General features: G+C 69.6%; 15 protein-coding genes. 8 read left to right on the forward strand and 7 right to left on the reverse strand.

Annotated features, from left to right (window positions below):
* Window positions 1-60: 60 nt before the first annotated feature.
* On the forward strand, window positions 61-1,524 hold the full coding sequence (pdxR, locus tag LGR64_RS15735; RefSeq protein WP_230356023.1) for a MocR-like pyridoxine biosynthesis transcription factor PdxR: 1,464 nt from the start codon (window positions 61-63) through the stop codon (window positions 1,522-1,524).
* A 20-nt stretch (window positions 1,525-1,544) separates the two neighbouring features.
* On the opposite strand, the gene cobT is transcribed toward pdxR, so the two are convergent.
* Entirely contained in the window at window positions 1,545-2,789 is a 1,245-nt protein-coding gene (gene cobT / locus LGR64_RS15740) for a nicotinate-nucleotide--dimethylbenzimidazole phosphoribosyltransferase (RefSeq protein WP_230356024.1), read from the reverse strand.
* Window positions 2,790-2,908: 119 nt separating this feature from the next.
* On the opposite strand from cobT, the gene LGR64_RS15745 reads away from it, so the two are divergent.
* From LGR64_RS15745 to otnI, 7 genes are all read left to right on the forward strand, one after another.
* The gene (locus LGR64_RS15745; RefSeq protein WP_013803197.1) at window positions 2,909-3,676 is read left to right on the forward strand and encodes a FadR/GntR family transcriptional regulator; all 768 of its coding nucleotides are present in this window, start codon (window positions 2,909-2,911) and stop codon (window positions 3,674-3,676) included.
* Window positions 3,677-3,822: 146 nt separating this feature from the next.
* Complete coding sequence (gene otnC, locus LGR64_RS15750; protein WP_230356025.1) at window positions 3,823-4,461, forward strand: 3-oxo-tetronate 4-phosphate decarboxylase; 639 nt, start codon at window positions 3,823-3,825, stop codon at window positions 4,459-4,461.
* 102 nt (window positions 4,462-4,563) lie between these two features.
* Window positions 4,564-5,895 (forward strand): MFS transporter, encoded by a 1,332-nt coding sequence (locus LGR64_RS15755; RefSeq protein WP_088165280.1) that lies wholly within the window; start codon window positions 4,564-4,566, stop codon window positions 5,893-5,895.
* Window positions 5,896-5,938: 43 nt separating this feature from the next.
* A complete protein-coding gene (gene denD, locus LGR64_RS15760; RefSeq protein ID WP_230356026.1) occupies window positions 5,939-6,922 on the forward strand; it encodes a D-erythronate dehydrogenase in 984 nt (327 codons plus the stop codon).
* Complete coding sequence (ltnD, locus tag LGR64_RS15765; RefSeq protein WP_230356028.1) at window positions 6,919-7,839, forward strand: L-threonate dehydrogenase; 921 nt, start codon at window positions 6,919-6,921, stop codon at window positions 7,837-7,839. Before denD ends, ltnD begins: the two co-directional genes overlap by 4 nt.
* A complete protein-coding gene (gene otnK, locus LGR64_RS15770; RefSeq protein WP_230356031.1) occupies window positions 7,836-9,119 on the forward strand; it encodes a 3-oxo-tetronate kinase in 1,284 nt (427 codons plus the stop codon). Before ltnD ends, otnK begins: the two co-directional genes overlap by 4 nt.
* A gap of 35 nt (window positions 9,120-9,154) precedes the next feature.
* Window positions 9,155-9,952: a 2-oxo-tetronate isomerase gene (otnI, locus tag LGR64_RS15775; protein ID WP_230356033.1), complete on the forward strand. Its 798-nt coding sequence runs from the start codon at window positions 9,155-9,157 to the stop codon at window positions 9,950-9,952.
* An 85-nt stretch (window positions 9,953-10,037) separates the two neighbouring features.
* Here the strand turns inward: otnI and LGR64_RS15780 are convergent, their stop codons facing one another.
* The 6 genes from LGR64_RS15780 to bluB all read right to left on the reverse strand — a co-directional run bounded on the left by LGR64_RS15780 (window position 10,038) and on the right by bluB (window position 15,664).
* Window positions 10,038-10,409 (reverse strand): oxidoreductase, encoded by a 372-nt coding sequence (locus tag LGR64_RS15780; RefSeq protein WP_012204656.1) that lies wholly within the window; start codon window positions 10,407-10,409, stop codon window positions 10,038-10,040.
* 352 nt (window positions 10,410-10,761) lie between these two features.
* Window positions 10,762-11,190 (reverse strand): hypothetical protein, encoded by a 429-nt coding sequence (locus LGR64_RS15785; RefSeq protein ID WP_099753015.1) that lies wholly within the window; start codon window positions 11,188-11,190, stop codon window positions 10,762-10,764.
* 143 nt (window positions 11,191-11,333) lie between these two features.
* A complete protein-coding gene (locus LGR64_RS15790) occupies window positions 11,334-12,839 on the reverse strand; it encodes a cobyric acid synthase (protein WP_230356035.1) in 1,506 nt (501 codons plus the stop codon).
* Window positions 12,826-13,869, reverse strand: coding sequence for an aminotransferase class I/II-fold pyridoxal phosphate-dependent enzyme (locus LGR64_RS15795; RefSeq protein ID WP_230356036.1), 1,044 nt, complete (start codon window positions 13,867-13,869; stop codon window positions 12,826-12,828). Before LGR64_RS15795 ends, LGR64_RS15790 begins: the two co-directional genes overlap by 14 nt.
* Window positions 13,866-14,960 (reverse strand): adenosylcobinamide-phosphate synthase CbiB, encoded by a 1,095-nt coding sequence (gene cbiB / locus LGR64_RS15800; protein ID WP_230356038.1) that lies wholly within the window; start codon window positions 14,958-14,960, stop codon window positions 13,866-13,868. The genes LGR64_RS15795 and cbiB overlap by 4 nt, the downstream gene beginning before the upstream one ends.
* On the reverse strand, window positions 14,957-15,664 hold the full coding sequence (bluB, locus tag LGR64_RS15805) for a 5,6-dimethylbenzimidazole synthase (protein ID WP_192368090.1): 708 nt from the start codon (window positions 15,662-15,664) through the stop codon (window positions 14,957-14,959). Before bluB ends, cbiB begins: the two co-directional genes overlap by 4 nt.
* Between the last annotated feature and the right edge of the window lie 14 nt (window positions 15,665-15,678).

The raw sequence follows: 15,678 nt of genomic DNA on the forward strand, positions 1-15,678 counted from the left end.
GCGTGGCATCATTGAAAGCGCCATATTCCCCTTATTTCATGGTGCCACGCCACCCATTGCATGCACGCCTCCGACCTGCTGACCAGTCCCTTGCAATCCGGCCCTGGAGCGGCTCCCCGCCAGCGCCAACTGATCCAGCGCCTGAAGCAGGCCATCCTGGCGGGCCGCCTGCCGGCCGGTGACCGCCTGCCGGCCTCGCGCGCCCTGTCGGAGGATCTGGGAGTCTCGCGCAACACCGTGCTCATCGCCTACGAGCAACTGGCGGCCGAAGGCTATGTGGTCGCCGACCGGCAGGGCACGCGCGTGGCGGCTGTATCCACCCATTCCACGGCAGCCGCCGAGGCGGCCGCCGCGCCCCCCTGCGCACCCCGCACGGCACGGCGCCTGGACCGCATCGCGCCCACGCGCCATGCCATCGACCGCAGCCTGCCCCTGACGCCGGGCACGCCCGCGCTGGACAGATTCCCCCTGCCCGCCTGGCGCCGTTCGCAGGACCGCGCATTGCGCCTTCCCGCCAACGCCACGCTGGACTATGGCGATCCTGCGGGCGAGCCCGCACTGCGCCAGGCCATTGCGCAGCACCTGCGCATCTCGCGCGGCGTGCGCTGCGATGCCTCGCGCATCATCGTCACCGAAGGCGCCCAGGGTGCGCTGGACCTGTGCGTGCAACTGCTCACCAACCCGGGCGACCATGCCTGGCTGGAGGAGCCCGGCTACCGGGGCGCCAAGTCGGCCTTTGCGGGGGGAGACCTGTGCGTCAGCACACTGCGCGTGGATGCGGATGGCGCAGCCATTGCCCCCGGCCTGTGGGACAGCCATCCTCCACGGCTGATCCAGATCACGCCGTCGCACCAATATCCCACGGGCGCCGTGCTGTCGGTGGCGCGCCGGCTGGACCTGCTGGAGCGCGCGCGCCGCGCGGGGGCCTGGATCATCGAGGACGACTACGACAGCGAATTCCGCCACCAGGGCACGCCCATCGCAGCCATGCAGGGCCAGGTGCCGGACGCGCCGGTGCTCTATGTGGGCACCTTCAGCAAGACCATGTTCCCGGCACTGCGCCTGGGCTTTGTGGTGCTGCCGCAGGCCCTGGCGGCCAGCGCCGCAACGGCGGTGCAGGAGATGCTGCGCGGCGGCCATCGACTGGAGCAGCTGGCCATGGCGGACTTCATGGAAAGCGGCCAGTTCTCGCGCCACCTGGGCCGCATGCGGCGCCTGTACCGCGAGCGCCAGGCAGCCCTGCGCGAGGCGCTGGCCACGCAACTGGGCGTGGAGCATGAGGTGCTGGGCGGCCACGGCGGCCTGCACCTGACGGTGCGGCTGCCGCCGGACCTGTCCGACCGTGCCATCGTGGAGCAGGCGCGGCGCGCCGGCATGAACCCGGGCGCCCTCTCGTCCTTCGCCATGGAGCCGCTGCCGCAGGACAACGGCCTGGTGATCGGCTATGGCAACACCGATGCCGCGCGATTCGGCGCACTGGTCAGGCGGCTGGGCAAGCTGGCGGCAGCTGCGTTACCGCGCTAGCCGCGGCGCGGCTCCAGCGGCTATGCCTCCTCCGAACGCGTGCTCACCCCTGCCTGCGCAAAGCTGGCCATCTCGCCCAGCATGGCGCAGGCCGACACCAGCAGCGGCCAAGCCAGGGCCGCTCCCGAGCCTTCGCCCAGACGCAGCTGCCAGTCCAGCAGCGGCTCGGCACCCAGGTGGGCCAGCATGCGCACATGGCCGGGCTCGCCCGAGCGGTGCGAGAACACGCAGCGCTCCAGCACGGCCGGCTGCAGGCGGCTGGCCACCAGCACGGCGGCCGTGGTGATGAAGCCATCGACCACGATGACACGGCGCTCGGCAGCGGCCTGCAGCACGGCGCCCACCATGGTGGCAACCTCGAAGCCGCCCATGGCCGCCAGCGCGTCCAGCGGTTGCGTGGCCTGGGCGTGCAGTTGCAGCACCTCCTGCAGCACCCCGATCTTGCGGGCCAGCCCGGCTGCATCCAGGCCGGTGCCCGCTCCCGTGACCTCGGCCAGCGGCTCGCCGCACAGCCGCGCCAGCAGCAAGGATGCGCTGGAGGTATTGCCAATGCCCATCTCGCCCAGCAGCAGCGCATTGCCCGGCAGCTGGCGCACCAGAGCCATGCCGTTGCGCAGGGCCATGGCGCATTCGGTGGCCGTCATGGCCGGGCCCTGGCTGCAGTCGCGCGTGCCGTAGCCCAGCTTGCGGCGCCACAGGCGCGGCTGGCCGGGCTGGGGAAGCTTGTCGTCGGGGTCCTGCTCGCGCGCGGGAAAGTCGCGTGCCACGCCGCAGTCCACCACGTTCAGCGCCAGCCCATGCTGGCGTGCCAGCACGCTGACGGCGGCGCCGCCGGCCATGAAGTTCTCGACCATCTGCCAGGTCACATCCACCGGATAGGCCGACACGCCGCGCGCAGCCAGCCCATGGTCGGCCGCGAACACCAGCATCTGCGGCTGCTGCAGCACCGGCCTGTCCTGGCCCAGGATGCAGGCAATGCGCAGCGCCAGCTGCTCCAGCCGCCCCAGTGCGCCCAGCGGCTTGGTCTTGTGGTCTATGGCGTGCTGCACGCGCTGGGTGAAGGCGGCATCGGCCAGCGAGGCGATGGCGGGAATAGCGGCTATAGCGGTAGTGGCAGCATTGGCGCCATCGTGCGAGTGTTCTGTGGGTGCAGCGGAATGCGGGGTGGGCGTTGACATGGCGAAGCGGCCTTGGCCCGGGGCGGGCGTGGCGGGCGGATTGCAAAGGCGCAAGTATGGCGCGCCGCGCAACTCCGGCAGAACCATCGGTCTCTTTCCTGCCGCCATGGACGGTCTGGGCGTCGATTGCCGCAGCAGGCCGTACAGGCCGCACCGTTCTGAGACAATCGCTGCCACACGTGTCTCCCCAGCCCCCCACCCCCTCCATGACGGTTTCCTTCTCGGCCATCCAGCCCGGTCTCAAGCTTGCGGACCAGGTTGCCCGGCAGCTGGAGGCGCGCATCCGCGCCGGCAATCTGCAGCCGGGGCAGAAGCTGCCGACCGAGGCCGAGCTCGTGCAGCAGCTCGAGGTCAGCCGCACCGTGGTGCGCGAGGCGGTGTCCCAGCTCAAGTCGCGCAACCTGGTGGAATCGCGCCAGGGCAGCGGCGTGTTCGTGAAGGCGGCAGGCATAGAGCCACTGGACTTCGAAGGCCTGCCGGCGGCTGGCAGGAATGCGCTGATCCAGATCACCGAGGTGCGCCGCGCACTGGAGGCCGAGGTGGCCGAACTCGCGGCGCGGCGGCGCAGCGAAGAGGACATGCAGCGCATCCACGATGCGGAGAGTGCCCTGGCCGAGGCCGTGCGGCTGGGCCGTGATGGCGTGGAGGAGGACATGGCGTTTCACCGCGCCATTGCCCAGGCTTCGGGCAACCCGTTCCTGATCAGCACGCTGGACTACCTGTCGCAGTTCCTGCGCGGCGCCATGCGCATCACGCGCGCCAACGAGGCGCGGCGCGAGGACTTCGGCAAGGCCGTGGAACGCGAGCACCACAGCATCGTGCTGGCCATTGAGGCTGGCGACCCCAAGGCCGCGCGCAAGGCCGCCGCCACGCACATGGGCAACGCCATAGACCGCATTCACCGCGCCGACGCCAGCTTCTGGGAGCAGGACGGCGAACGCCTGGCCCGCGACATCCTGGCCGCCAAGCCCTGAACCTCCGAAACCGTCCCTTGGCGCATGGCCAAGGGTTTTCACCTTGTTTGGGTTTTTGCGCAAAATTTGTATGATGACCTGATGACAATATCAGTCATACCTCTTTTTGCACCCCACACACCTGGCCTTTGCCTGGGCGTTCACCCATGAGCGACGAATCCCGCATCCGCGAGCAGATCTGCGCCACCGGCGCCAGCCTCTACCAGCGCGGCTACACCGTCGGCGCGGCCGGCAACATCAGCGCGCGCCTGCATGACGGCTGGCTGATCACCCCCACCGACGCCTGCCTGGGCCGGCTCGACCCGGCCGAGCTGTCCAAGGTCGATGCCAGCGGGCAGTGGGTCAGCGGCGCCCAGCCCTCCAAGACCTTGGTCCTGCATCGAGGCATCTACGCCAATGACGGCGAGGCGCGTGCCGTCATCCACACGCATTCCACGCATCTGGTGGCGCTGACGCTGTCCGGCGTCTGGCGCGAGGACGAGGTGCTGCCGCCCATCACCCCCTACCAGGTCATGAAGGTGGGCCGCATCCCGCTGATCCGCTACCGCCGGCCCGGCGATCCGCAGGCCGCCGCCGAGGTGGCCGCGCTGGCCGGCCAGGTGCGCGGCGCCTTGTTCGAGCGCCTGGGCCCCGTGGTCTGGGAACGCTCGGTGGAGCAGGCCAGCCATGTGCTGGAAGAGCTGGAGGAGACCGCAAGGCTCTGGCTCATGACCCATCCCCGGCCGCAGCCCCTGGACGCGGCCGCCATCGACGAGCTGCGCACCACCTTCGGGGCGCGCTACTGATTTGCACCGCGGCGCCCACGGCCGCATTCCACCACCCAGCCCATTCACAGCCGCGCAGCCGCCAGGCGGCGCATCAAGCGGCGAACCCAAGGGAGACTTGAAATGACGACAACGGATATCGCATCCGGCCAGGCCGGGGCCGCCCCGCGCCAGCCCGACTCGCTGGAGACGGCACGCGCCTACGCCAAGGTGTTCTGGCGCCTCGTGCCGTTCCTGATGCTGTGCTATGTGATCGCCTACCTCGATCGCGTGAACGTGGGCTTTGCCAAGCTGCAGATGTCCCAGGACCTGGGCTTCAGCGAGACCGTGTTCGGCCTGGGCGCAGGCGTGTTCTTCATCGGCTACTTCCTCTTCGAGGTGCCCAGCAACCTGCTCATGCACCGCCTGGGCGCGCGCGTCTGGATCGCCCGCATCATGATCACCTGGGGCATTCTGTCGGCCATGTTCATGTATGTGGAAACGCCCACGGGCTTCTACATCCTGCGCTTTCTGCTGGGCCTGGCCGAGGCGGGCTTCTACCCCGGCGTGATCCTGTACCTGACCTACTGGTACCCGGCCCACCGGCGCGCCAAGATCGTGGCGCTGTTCATGTCGGCCATCCCCGTGGCCGGCATTTTCGGCAACCCGCTGTCGGGCTGGATCATGCAGGCCTTCCACGGCGACCATGGCCTGCACGGCTGGCAGTGGATGTTCCTGATCGAGGCGATTCCCGCCCTGGTGATCGGCGTGGTGACCATCTTCTATCTGGACAACGGCATCTCCAGCGCCAAGTGGCTGACGGCTTCCGAAAAGCAGCTGCTGGCGCGCGAGATCGAGCTGGACCAGCAGCACTCAGGCGCCCAGAAGCATTCGCTCAAGGCCGTTTTCGCCGACCGCCGCGTCTGGTGGATGTGCCTGATCTACTTCGCCTTTGTCGCAGGCCAGTACGGGCTGACCTTCTGGATGCCCACGCTGATCAAGTCCACGGGCGTCACGGGCGCGCTGAACATCGGCCTGCTCAGTGCCATTCCCTTCCTGTGCGCCATCGTGGTGATGAACCTCATGGGCCACAGCGCCGACAAGCGCCGCGAGCGCCGCTGGCACCTGATCGTGCCCGCGCTGATGGGCGCCGTGGGCTTTGCGATGACGGCCTTCTTCGCCGACAACACCGTTCTTTCCCTGATCTTCCTGTCGCTGGCCGCAGCCGGCGTGCTGACCTGCGCGCCGCTGTTCTGGTCGCTGCCCACGGCCTTCCTGTCGGGCACGGCGGCGGCGGCGGGCATTGCCATCGTCAACTCGGTCGGCAACCTCGCGGGCTTCGCCAGCCCTTACATGATCGGCTACCTCAAGGACCTGACCCAGTCCACGCAGGCCGGCATGTTCGTGCTGGCGGGGGTGCTCGTGGTGGGCGCCATCGCGGTCTGGCTCACCCCCGCAAAGATGGTCAACCGCTGACCGGCCTTTCTTCCCATCCTTCAAGCTCCAAGCCCCAAGACACATGAAAGTACTGATCACCGGCGGCGCCGGATTCCTGGGCCAGCGCCTGGCCCGCAAGCTGCTCGAACAAGGCTCGCTGACGCTGGCCGGCACCCGCTGGCCCATCCACCAGATCGACCTGCTCGACGTGGTGGCCACCCACGCCATTGACGACACGCGCGTGCGCTCCCTGGTGGGCGACATTGCCGACCCGCAGGTGCTGCGCGGCGCCATAGACCAGGACACGGCCGTAATCTTCCATCTGGCCGCTGTGGTCAGCGGCCAGGCCGAGGCCGACTTCGACCTGGGCATGCGCATCAACCTCGATGCCTCGCGCGCCCTGCTGGAGACCTGCCGCGCAGTGGGCCACATGCCGCGCGTGGTCTTCACCAGCTCGGTGGCCGTCTACGGGGGTGACCTGCCCGACACCGTGCTGGACGGCACGGCCCTGAACCCGCAGTCCTCCTACGGCACGCAAAAAGCCATTGCCGAGCTGCTGCTGGCCGACTACACGCGGCGCGGCTTTGTCGACGGCCGCGTGCTGCGCCTGCCCACGATCAGCGTGCGCCCGGGCCGGCCCAATGCGGCGGCCTCGTCGTTTGCCAGCGGCATCATCCGCGAGCCCCTCAACGGCGAAGCGGCCAACTGCCCCGTGGGTGCCACCACGCGCCTGTGGCTGCTGTCCCCGCGCCGCGCCGTCGAGGCCCTGGTCGCAGGCTGCGAACTCGATGCCAGCGCCGTCGCCGACCGCCGCCCCATCAACCTGCCCGGCGTGTCCGTCAGCGCAGGCGACATGGTGCGCGCGCTGCGCGAAGTGGCTGGCGACGAAGTGGCCAACCGCGTGAGCTGGCAGCCCGACGACAAGGTCGAGCGCATCGTCGGCAGCTGGCCCGGCCGCTGGGATACCGCGCGCGCCAACCAGCTGGGCCTGCGCGGCGACGAGGACTTTGCGGCCATCGTGCGCGCCTACATCGCCGATGACCTGACACCCCTGCTCCAGCCATGAACCACACCACCGCCATACCCCGCGCCGTCGGCGTGATCGGCCTGGGCGCCATGGGCGCCGGCATGGCGCAAAGCCTGCGCCGCGCCGGCCACCACGTGCATGTCCACGACATCCGCCCCGAGGCCGCAGCCGCCTTCGCCGCCGAAGGTGGCACGGCCTGCGCCACGCTGGCCGACATGGCCGCCGCCTGCCGCATCGTCGTCAGCGTGGTGGTCAACGCTCAGCAAACCGAGGCCGTGCTGTTCGGCGAAGGCGGCATCGCCCCCGCGCTGCAGCCCGGCTCCGTCTTCGTCATGTGCTCCACCGTGGACCCCAACTGGTCGGTGGCGCTGGAGGCCAGGCTGCAGGCGCAGGGCGTGCACTACATCGACGCGCCCATCTCGGGCGGCGCGGCCAAGGCCGCGTCGGGCCAGATGACCATGATGACGGCCGCCCGCCCCGAGGCCTATGCCGCCTGCGAAGGCGTGCTCGATGCCATGGCCGCCAAGGTCTACCGCCTGGGCCACAGCGCGGGCGCGGGCAGCAAGGTCAAGATCATCAACCAGCTGCTGGCCGGCGTGCACATTGCCGCAGCGGCCGAGGCCATGGCCCTGGGCCTGCGCGAAGGCGTCGATGCCGCCGCGCTCTACGAGGTCATCACCCACAGCGCCGGCAACAGCTGGATGTTCGAGAACCGCATGGCCCACGTGCTGGCCGGCGACTACACCCCGCTGTCGGCCGTGGACATCTTCGTCAAGGACCTGGGCCTGGTGCTGGACACCGCGCGCCACAGCAAATTCCCGCTGCCCCTGGCCTCCACGGCCCACCAGATGTTCATGCAGGCATCCACCGCCGGCCATGGCCGCGAGGACGACAGTGCCGTCATCAAGATCTTTCCGGGCATCACCCTGCCCCAGGCTCCATCGGAATCCCCATGACCCTTCTTCTGGGCTGCATAGCCGACGACTTCACGGGCGCCACCGACCTGGCGAACAACCTGGTGCGCGCAGGCATGCGCGTGGTGCAAAGCATTGGCGTGCCTGCCGGCCCGGTGGACGAGGGCGTGGACGCCGTCGTTGTCGCGCTCAAGTCGCGCACCATCGCGCCGGCCGATGCCATTGCGCAATCGCTGCAGGCCCTCGAATGGCTGCAGGCCCAGGGCGCCAATGGCCGCGCGCCGCAGATCTACTTCAAGTACTGCTCCACCTTCGACAGCACGCCGCAGGGCAATATCGGCCCCGTGACCGATGCGCTGATGGACGCGCTGGGCTGTGGCTTCACCATCGCAACGCCTGCCTTTCCCGACAACCAGCGCACCGTCTTCAAGGGCCACCTGTTCGTGGGCGATGTGCTGCTCAGCGACAGCGGCATGCGCAACCACCCGCTCACGCCCATGACCGATGCCAACCTGGTGCGCGTGCTGCAGGCGCAGACACGGCGCAAGGTGGGGCTGATCGACCATGTGGCCGTCGCGCAGGGCGAGGCCGCCATCCGCGCGCGCATTGCCGCACTCCAGGCCGAGGGCGTGGGCATGGCCGTGGTCGATGCCGTCTCCAACGACGACCTGCTGCGCCTGGGCCCGGCTCTGGCCGGCATGCCCCTGGTCACGGCGGGCTCGGGCGTGGCCATCGGCCTGCCCGCGAACTTCGGCATCCAGCCCACGGCCCAGGCCGCTGCCCTGCCAACCGCCACCGGCCTGCAGGCGGTCGTCTCGGGCAGTTGCTCGGTGGCCACCAATGCGCAGGTGGCGCACTTCATCGCCTCGGGGCGCCCTGCCCTGGCGCTGGAGCCGCTGCGCATCGCCGCTGGCGAGGACGAAGCCGGCAAGGCCCTGGCCTGGGCCCGCCAGCACATCGCCAGCGGCCCCGTGCTGATCTACTCCACGGCCGAATCCTCGGCCGTCAAGGCCGTGCAGGGCCGCCTGGGCGTGGAGCAGGCCGGCGCACTGGTCGAACAGACCATCGCCGCCATCGCCCGGGGGCTGGTCGAGATGGGCGTGCGCCAGCTTGTCGTGGCGGGCGGAGAAACCTCGGGCGCCTGCGTGCAGGCGCTGGGCATCGAGCAGATGCGCATAGGGCCGCAGATCGACCCTGGCGTGCCCTGGTGCCATGCCGCCTCGCCCCTGGCGCCGCAGGGGCTGCACCTCACGCTCAAGTCCGGCAACTTCGGCACCACGGACTTCTTCACCAAGGCCTTCGGCGCGCTGGCAAGCGCCTGATGCCACACTCAGCCTCCGTTTTCAGGAAAACCTTCATGCCCCGTTTCGCCGCCAACCTGTCCATGCTCTACAACGACCTGGACTTTCTTGACCGCTTCGAGGCCGCCGCGCGCGACGGCTTCCAGGCCGTCGAATACCTGTTCCCCTACGACTTCGCCCCCGAGCAACTGGCCCGGCGCCTGCAGGACCACGGCCTGCAGCAGGTGCTGTTCAACGCCCCGCCCGGCGACTGGAGCGCGGGCGAGCGCGGCCTGGCCTGCATCCCCGGGCGCGAGGCGGAATTTGCCCAGGGCATGGAACGCGCCGTGGCCTACGCCCAGGCCCTGGGCTGCCCGCGCATCCACGTCATGGCCGGGCTCAAGCCCGCAGGCGCCAGCGATGACATCCTGCGCGCCACCTACATCGCCAACGTGCGCCATGCCGCACGGCTGGCCGCGCCCCACGGCATCGCCATCCTGCTGGAGCCCATCAACGGCCGGGACATGCCAGGCTTCTTCCTGAGCCGCCAGGACCAGGCCCACGCGCTGCTGGCCGACATCGCAGAGCCCAATGTCCAGGTCCAGATGGACCTCTACCACTGCCAGATTGTCGAGGGAGACCTCGCCATGAAGATCCGCCAGTACCTGCCCACGGGCCGCGTGGGGCATGTGCAGATCGCAGGCGTGCCCGAACGCCACGAACCCGACGTGGGCGAGATCAACTACCCCTACCTGTTCCGCCTGCTGGACCAACTGGGCTACGACGGCTGGATAGGCTGCGAATACCGCCCCGCGCGCGGCGCGGCGGCGCACGCTACCAGCGAGGGGCTGGGATGGATGAAGGAGTGGCTGTAGCTGTAGCGTCTGCTGCGGCAGCCCGTCATCCGCCAGGCACGGGAGGATGGGGCGGATAGCTGTCCTGCGTATCCGCCGCCTGCGTTCAGGAATACTCCAGATCGCTGTGCTTGCCGACCACCAGCCGGCCGGCCGACAGCGACATCATCAGCAGCGCAATCGCCTCATGCATGATCAGCGTGTGCGTGTTGCCGGTCTCCACCATCTTGCTGCGCAGCGATTCGCGCACCTGCAGGGAGCCGGTCACGTCGATGATGATGTCCACCGCCGCGTCCACCAGTTCCATGAACCGGGTGGTGACCGGCACGCCGCGCGCGCGTGCCAGTGCGATGCCGGGCTGGTTCAAATCCAGGTCGGCCACCCCAAGCAACTGCACGAAGGGCGCGTCCAGCAATTGCTGCAGCAAGGGAGTGCCGGTCTGCCCCGCACCAATGACCACGATCCGGAAGGCTTGCATGGGTTGAATCCTTTTTCCATATGGGAAGTACGGCGCCATCATAGAAATGCCTTGCCGGTGCGCGCCGGTCCGGGGCAGGTGGAATGGGTTTGTATGACCCAGGTCAAATCCGGTGGACAGGGGCGTGGCGGCGGGCCAGGTCTCTGCGGTCGAGATTCGATACCGACCGGCTGCCTGCAGCAGAGACCACACCACAGGCTGCTGACGCGGGAGCCTGCATTCCAGAGAGTGCATGGCCTGAACGTGGTGCTTCTGACCTGAATGCAGCTGCCGCCGCCTGCATTCGCCCACAAAAAAACCCGCCGGCTTCGTGGCCCGGCGGGTTTTCTCAGGTGAACAACAGCCAGCGCTGTTATTGCCTTACAGGAACCTGTTCCGTGTACTCGCGCAGTACGCCGCCGCCTTCGACGGAGCCGCTGACCTGGCCGTCCTTGACGCGCTCCACGCAGGAGCGGCGGTCGCCTTCGTTCTTGAAGACATCGCAGCGGGCCACGGCATTGCGCTGGAAGTGGTCGCCCGACTGGACGCCGCCTCGGCGCGATTGCTCCTGGACGGCTGCAGCCTCGTGCTGGGCAGGGTCGCGGCGGTCATAGCCGCGCTTGGCGGGCCCCTTGGGCTCCGCGTGCTTCTTGTGGTGGTGGGGCTTGGCCTTTTCCGCAGCGGGCGGCGGGGGCGGCATGCCATCGGGGCCAGGGGCGGGCTGGGCAGTGGCCAGTCCGGCCATGCCAAGCACGGCGGCGCCAATACACAGCTGCAGGGGACGAATCCATGGGTTCTTCATAGCTTCACTCCATTCCTCGTGAAAAAAGTCAAGGCCCAAGCATGCGTGTTTTCCAGCTCCCCATTTATCGGTACAGCGCGGCTGCGCATGCAGGCCATGGCCTACAGCTTGCCGCGCCCCCTGCAAGCGGCCCCTGACCTGGGTCAAGCCTGGTGCGCAAACCAGCGCTGCACGCCTTCGGCCATGCGCGCGAAGACGCTGTCCAGCGTGGGCACCTCGGCGCCCCACAGGGCGCGCAGCACCTCGGCGTTCTCGAACAGGCCGTGCCAGTAGCAGCCGGCGATGCGGCCATCGGGGCTGTGCCACAGCAGGCCGGGCACGGGCTCGGCCACGGCACTGCCAGAGGCCACCATGTCGGGGCGCACCCCGGTCTGGCCGTGGTGGATTTCATAGACCTGCGCCTGCACGCCAGCCAATGGCGCCAGCGCACCCGGCAGCGGCGGCAGTTGCACGCTGGCGGGCAGCACGGTCTTGTCGGGCGCGAACAGGGTCGTCAGCGGCAGAAGACCCAGGCCGGCGGCGTTGCCGTCCACGCCATGCAGGTCGATCAGCGCCTCGCCCAGCATCTGCAGGCCGCCGCAGATGCCCAGCACCTGCCGGCCTGCCGCAGCGTGCGCAGCAACGGCGGCATCCAGACCCTGGGAACGCATCCAGGCCAGATCGGCAGCCGTGGCCTTGGAGCCGGGCAGGATGATCCAGTCCGCGCCTGCCAGCTGGGCCGGCGTGCGCGCCCAGACCACGCGCAGGCCCGGCACCTGCAGCAGGGGCTGGAATTCGTCGAGGTTGCTGATGCGCGGGTAGGCAATGATGGCGATGGAGGTGTGCACGGCGCGCCCCGCCCCTCCTCCAGAGCCACGGTCGTCAAAGACGCCATCCTCCTCCGGCAGGCCATGCTGGAACTGCATGGGGATGGTGGCCACGGTGGGCACGCCGGTGCGCTCCTGCAGCATCTGCGGGGCGGGCGCCAACAGGCTGGCGTCGCCCCGGAATTTGTTGAGCACAAAGCCGCGGATCAGCGCCTGTTCTTCCGGCGGCAGCAGCGCCCAGGTGCCGTAGAGGTGGGCGAAGGCGCCGCCACGGTCGATGTCGGATACAAGAAGGCAGTGCGCGCCGCAGTGGCGCGCCACGCGCATGTTGACGACGTCGCTGGCATGCAGGTTGATTTCTGCGGGGGAGCCTGCGCCTTCGATGACGACCACATCGTTGTCGGCGCGCAGGCTGTCCAGCGCCTCGGCGATCTGCGGCCAGACGCGGGCGCTGCGGCCGCGCCAGGGCAAGGCCGAGAGTTCCTCGCTGACCCGGCCCAGCAGTACGACTTGGCTGCGCATGTCGGCCTCGGGCTTGAGCAGCAGCGGGTTCATGCGCACATCGGGCGCGCAGCCTGCGGCCAGGGCCTGCAAGTACTGTGCCGTGCCGATCTCGCCCCAGGCACCACCCGGCGCGGAGACCACCCGCGCGTTGTTGCTCATGTTCTGCGCCTTGAAGGGCGCCACCTTGTAGCCCTGGGCGCGGTACCAGGCGCACAGCGCGGTGGCGACCCAGCTCTTGCCGGCGCCGCTGCTGGTGCCCAGCACCATCACGCACAGCGCAGGGCGCTGGCTGGGCGTGGGCAGGGGCAGATTCACGGCGGCGGGTTCATTCGATTGCATGGTGTTTCTCCATTGGCTGCCAGGCAGCCAGCAAGGCGCTCTGAGATGCGGGCGCCAGCACGCCCATGCGCACGCAGCCGGGCAGGCCGAAGCTGTCGCAGTCGCGCAGCTTGATGCCCTGCGCGCGCAGTTGGGCCAGACGCGTCTGCATGGCGTCGCCCTGCTGGGCTTGCGGCCAGCGCGCCACAAAGTAATTGGCCTGCGAGCCGGGCAGTACCTGCCAGCCCAGGCGCTGCACCAGATCGAGCTGCTGCGCCTTCCAATCGCGCAGCCGTTGCAGGCTTTGCGCCAGCCATTGCCGGGTGGCCGGTGCGGTCCAGGCCGTGAGCATGGCCTCGCCATGGGCGCCCACGGGCCAGGATGGTGACAGGGCGCGCAAGGCATCGATCTCGTCGTGCGGCACGGCTTCGGGCGCAATGGCGTAGGCCGCGCGCACGCCGGTCATGCCCAGGGCCTTGTTGGGAGTCCACATCTGCCAGGCATCGAGCACCTGGAAGGGCACGGCGGGCTCCATGCCCGTCTCCAGTCTGAGGGGGGCATAGGCGCAGTCGATCACGCGCCAGGTGCCGGGCGGTGCGGGCTCGCTCCACAGCGGCCAGACCTCCTCGGGCTGGCCCAGCGGGCTCGATGGTGCGCAGGCCCAGTGCAGGCCGGGGCCGGCCTCGGTTATGCCGTCGCGCGCGGCCAGGGGCAGGCGCCAGACCTGCGCCGCGTGGGCGTAGTCGCCGTAATGGTGGGCCGGCAGGCTGGCGACGGCCGCGCCTTCGCGCGCTGCATGCATGGTGATGCGGTGGATGAAGTCGCTGGCGCTGGCCGCAATGACAATGCGCTCGGCCGGCACACCATGAAAATCCGCCAGCCGTGCGCGCAGCGCCGTGTACTGCGGGTCGGGGTACTGGGCCGCGTGGGCCTGGGCCAGCATGTCCAGCGCCTGCGGGCAAGGTCCGCAGGCATTGCGGTTGGTGGAGAAATCGTGCGCGGGCACGCCCAGCGCATCCGTGCCACCGTGGGTGACTGGGATCGGTTTCATGGTGACTTTCCTGCCATCGCCCATCCAAGGACCAGGGCGGCGGCCACCCCTGCAGCCACCAGCATGGCGACCACGCGGCCCGCATGCGCCACGGCCTGCTGCAGCTCGGCCGCCTGCGGCACGCGGCCTGCGGGGTTGAGCACGTAGACGCCGGGCTTGCCCAGGCGCACGCCCAGCAGCCTTGCCATGGCGCCCATGGGCCAGCCGCCGTTGGGCGACGGGGTGACGCGCGCGTCCTGGCGCAGCGCACCCCAGCCCGGCCGCCGGCCAGCAGCCAGGCCGGACAAGGCCAGCAGCAGGGCAGTCAGGCGCGCCGGTATCCAGTTGAGCAGGTCATCGGCACGCGCCGTCCATTTGCCGGCCCATTGCCAGTGGCGCCGGTCATCGCCCTGCCCGCGCCAGCCCGGGTAGCCCCACATGGCATCGGCCGTATTGGCAAAGCGGTAGAGGGCCGCGCCCGGCAGGCCGGCCACGGCGAACCAGAACAGCGGCGCCAGCACCGAGTCGCTGAGGTTCTCGGCCAGGGTCTCGATGGCGCTTTCGCGCACCTGGCCTGCGTCGAGCTGCGCCGTGTCCCGGCTGACCAGCCAGGTCAGGCGCTCGCGGCCTGCGGGCAGGGACTGCTGCAGTGCGGCTTCCACGGCCAGCACCTCGTCGCGCAGCATGCGCCAGGACAAAAGCGGCTTGAGCAGCACGCCCAGCACCAGGGCGCCCAGCCACCAGGGCATGGGCGGCAGCAGCCACTGGATGAACGCGTAGATGGCGAAGAACAGCAGCGCCAGCAGGCACCAGGCGACGGCGCCCAGCGCAAAGCGTGGCCAGTCGCGCACATGTTCTTCGCGGGGGGCAATTCTTCGCCCAACCGCACCCAGCAGCCGGCCCATGGCGACCACGGGGTGCATCCACACGGGCGGCTCGCCCCAGAGCCGGTCGATCAGCAGGGCCACGGGAACGGCCAGCGCGGCGGCCAGGGCGTGGCGCGCCCAGGGTTCGGCTTGGACCTGGGCCTGCGGCTGCGACAGCGCCTGCCAGCACCACCACAGCGGGCTGAGCGCGGCGCCCAGCAGTTGCCAGGAAGGGCTGTCGCTCATGCCTGCGGTTGTGGGGCGGCGGCGCGCTGGCCCCAGAAGTCGTCGTAGAGCATGTCCTGCAGCGGTGCGCGGCTGGCCCACTTTTGCTGCTGCAGCATGGGCTCGGCATAGTAGGCCGACACGGGGCCCAGGCACAGCACGGCCAGCGGCCGGCTGCCCACGGGCATTTGCAGCAGCGCGGCCAGCACCTCGGGATCGAACAGCGAGACCCAGCCCAGCCCCAGCCCCTCGGCGCGCGCGGCCAGCCACAAGTTCTGGATGGCGCAGGCGGCCGAGGCCACGTCCATCTCGGGCAGGGTGCGCCGGCCGAAGACATGGGCCTCGCGCCCTGGCGGCATGGCCACGACCAGCACCTCGGCCGCATCCAGCACGCCCTGGACCTTGAGCTGCATGAAATCTTCCTCGCGCTCGCCCAGCGCACGCGCGGTCTGCAGGCGTTCCTGCTCGATCACGGCATGGATCTCCTGGCGCAATTGCGCATCGCGCACGCGGATGAAGCGCCAGGGCTGCATGAAGCCGACGCTGGGCGCATGGTGGGCGGCGCGCAGCAGGCGCAGCAGCACCTCGGGCGCGACCTCGCCGCCGCAGAAGTGGCGCATGTCGCGCCGCTCATGGATGGCGCGGTAGACGGCTGCCCGCTCGGCCTCGGCAAAGGGTTGGGCGGGAATGGTCTCTGGCGCCCGGGATTGCGTTTCGCTGCTCATGCCGCCATTGTCCG

It is taken from the genome of Delftia sp. Lp-1 (assembly GCF_020523835.1).
In the GTDB taxonomy this organism is placed as follows: Bacteria; Pseudomonadota; Gammaproteobacteria; order Burkholderiales; family Burkholderiaceae_C; genus Comamonas; species Comamonas acidovorans.

What these genes read in the sequence shown, in the direction of transcription:
- cobT (WP_230356024.1), bottom strand. Translation starts at nt 2,789, where the DNA reads ATGGTTCTGCCGGAGTTGCGCGGCGCGCCATACTTGCGCCTTTGCAAT.
- LGR64_RS15780 (WP_012204656.1), bottom strand. Translation starts at nt 10,409, where the DNA reads ATGCAAGCCTTCCGGATCGTGGTCATTGGTGCGGGGCAGACCGGCACT.
- bluB (WP_192368090.1), bottom strand. Translation starts at nt 15,664, where the DNA reads ATGAGCAGCGAAACGCAATCCCGGGCGCCAGAGACCATTCCCGCCCAA.
- LGR64_RS15755 (WP_088165280.1), top strand. Translation starts at nt 4,564, where the DNA reads ATGACGACAACGGATATCGCATCCGGCCAGGCCGGGGCCGCCCCGCGC.
- otnI (WP_230356033.1), top strand. Translation starts at nt 9,155, where the DNA reads ATGCCCCGTTTCGCCGCCAACCTGTCCATGCTCTACAACGACCTGGAC.
- LGR64_RS15745 (WP_013803197.1), top strand. Translation starts at nt 2,909, where the DNA reads ATGACGGTTTCCTTCTCGGCCATCCAGCCCGGTCTCAAGCTTGCGGAC.
- denD (WP_230356026.1), top strand. Translation starts at nt 5,939, where the DNA reads ATGAAAGTACTGATCACCGGCGGCGCCGGATTCCTGGGCCAGCGCCTG.
- ltnD (WP_230356028.1), top strand. Translation starts at nt 6,919, where the DNA reads ATGAACCACACCACCGCCATACCCCGCGCCGTCGGCGTGATCGGCCTG.
- LGR64_RS15785 (WP_099753015.1), bottom strand. Translation starts at nt 11,190, where the DNA reads ATGAAGAACCCATGGATTCGTCCCCTGCAGCTGTGTATTGGCGCCGCC.
- otnC (WP_230356025.1), top strand. Translation starts at nt 3,823, where the DNA reads ATGAGCGACGAATCCCGCATCCGCGAGCAGATCTGCGCCACCGGCGCC.
- LGR64_RS15790 (WP_230356035.1), bottom strand. Translation starts at nt 12,839, where the DNA reads ATGCAATCGAATGAACCCGCCGCCGTGAATCTGCCCCTGCCCACGCCC.
- LGR64_RS15795 (WP_230356036.1), bottom strand. Translation starts at nt 13,869, where the DNA reads ATGAAACCGATCCCAGTCACCCACGGTGGCACGGATGCGCTGGGCGTG.
- otnK (WP_230356031.1), top strand. Translation starts at nt 7,836, where the DNA reads ATGACCCTTCTTCTGGGCTGCATAGCCGACGACTTCACGGGCGCCACC.
- cbiB (WP_230356038.1), bottom strand. Translation starts at nt 14,960, where the DNA reads ATGAGCGACAGCCCTTCCTGGCAACTGCTGGGCGCCGCGCTCAGCCCG.
- pdxR (WP_230356023.1), top strand. Translation starts at nt 61, where the DNA reads ATGCACGCCTCCGACCTGCTGACCAGTCCCTTGCAATCCGGCCCTGGA.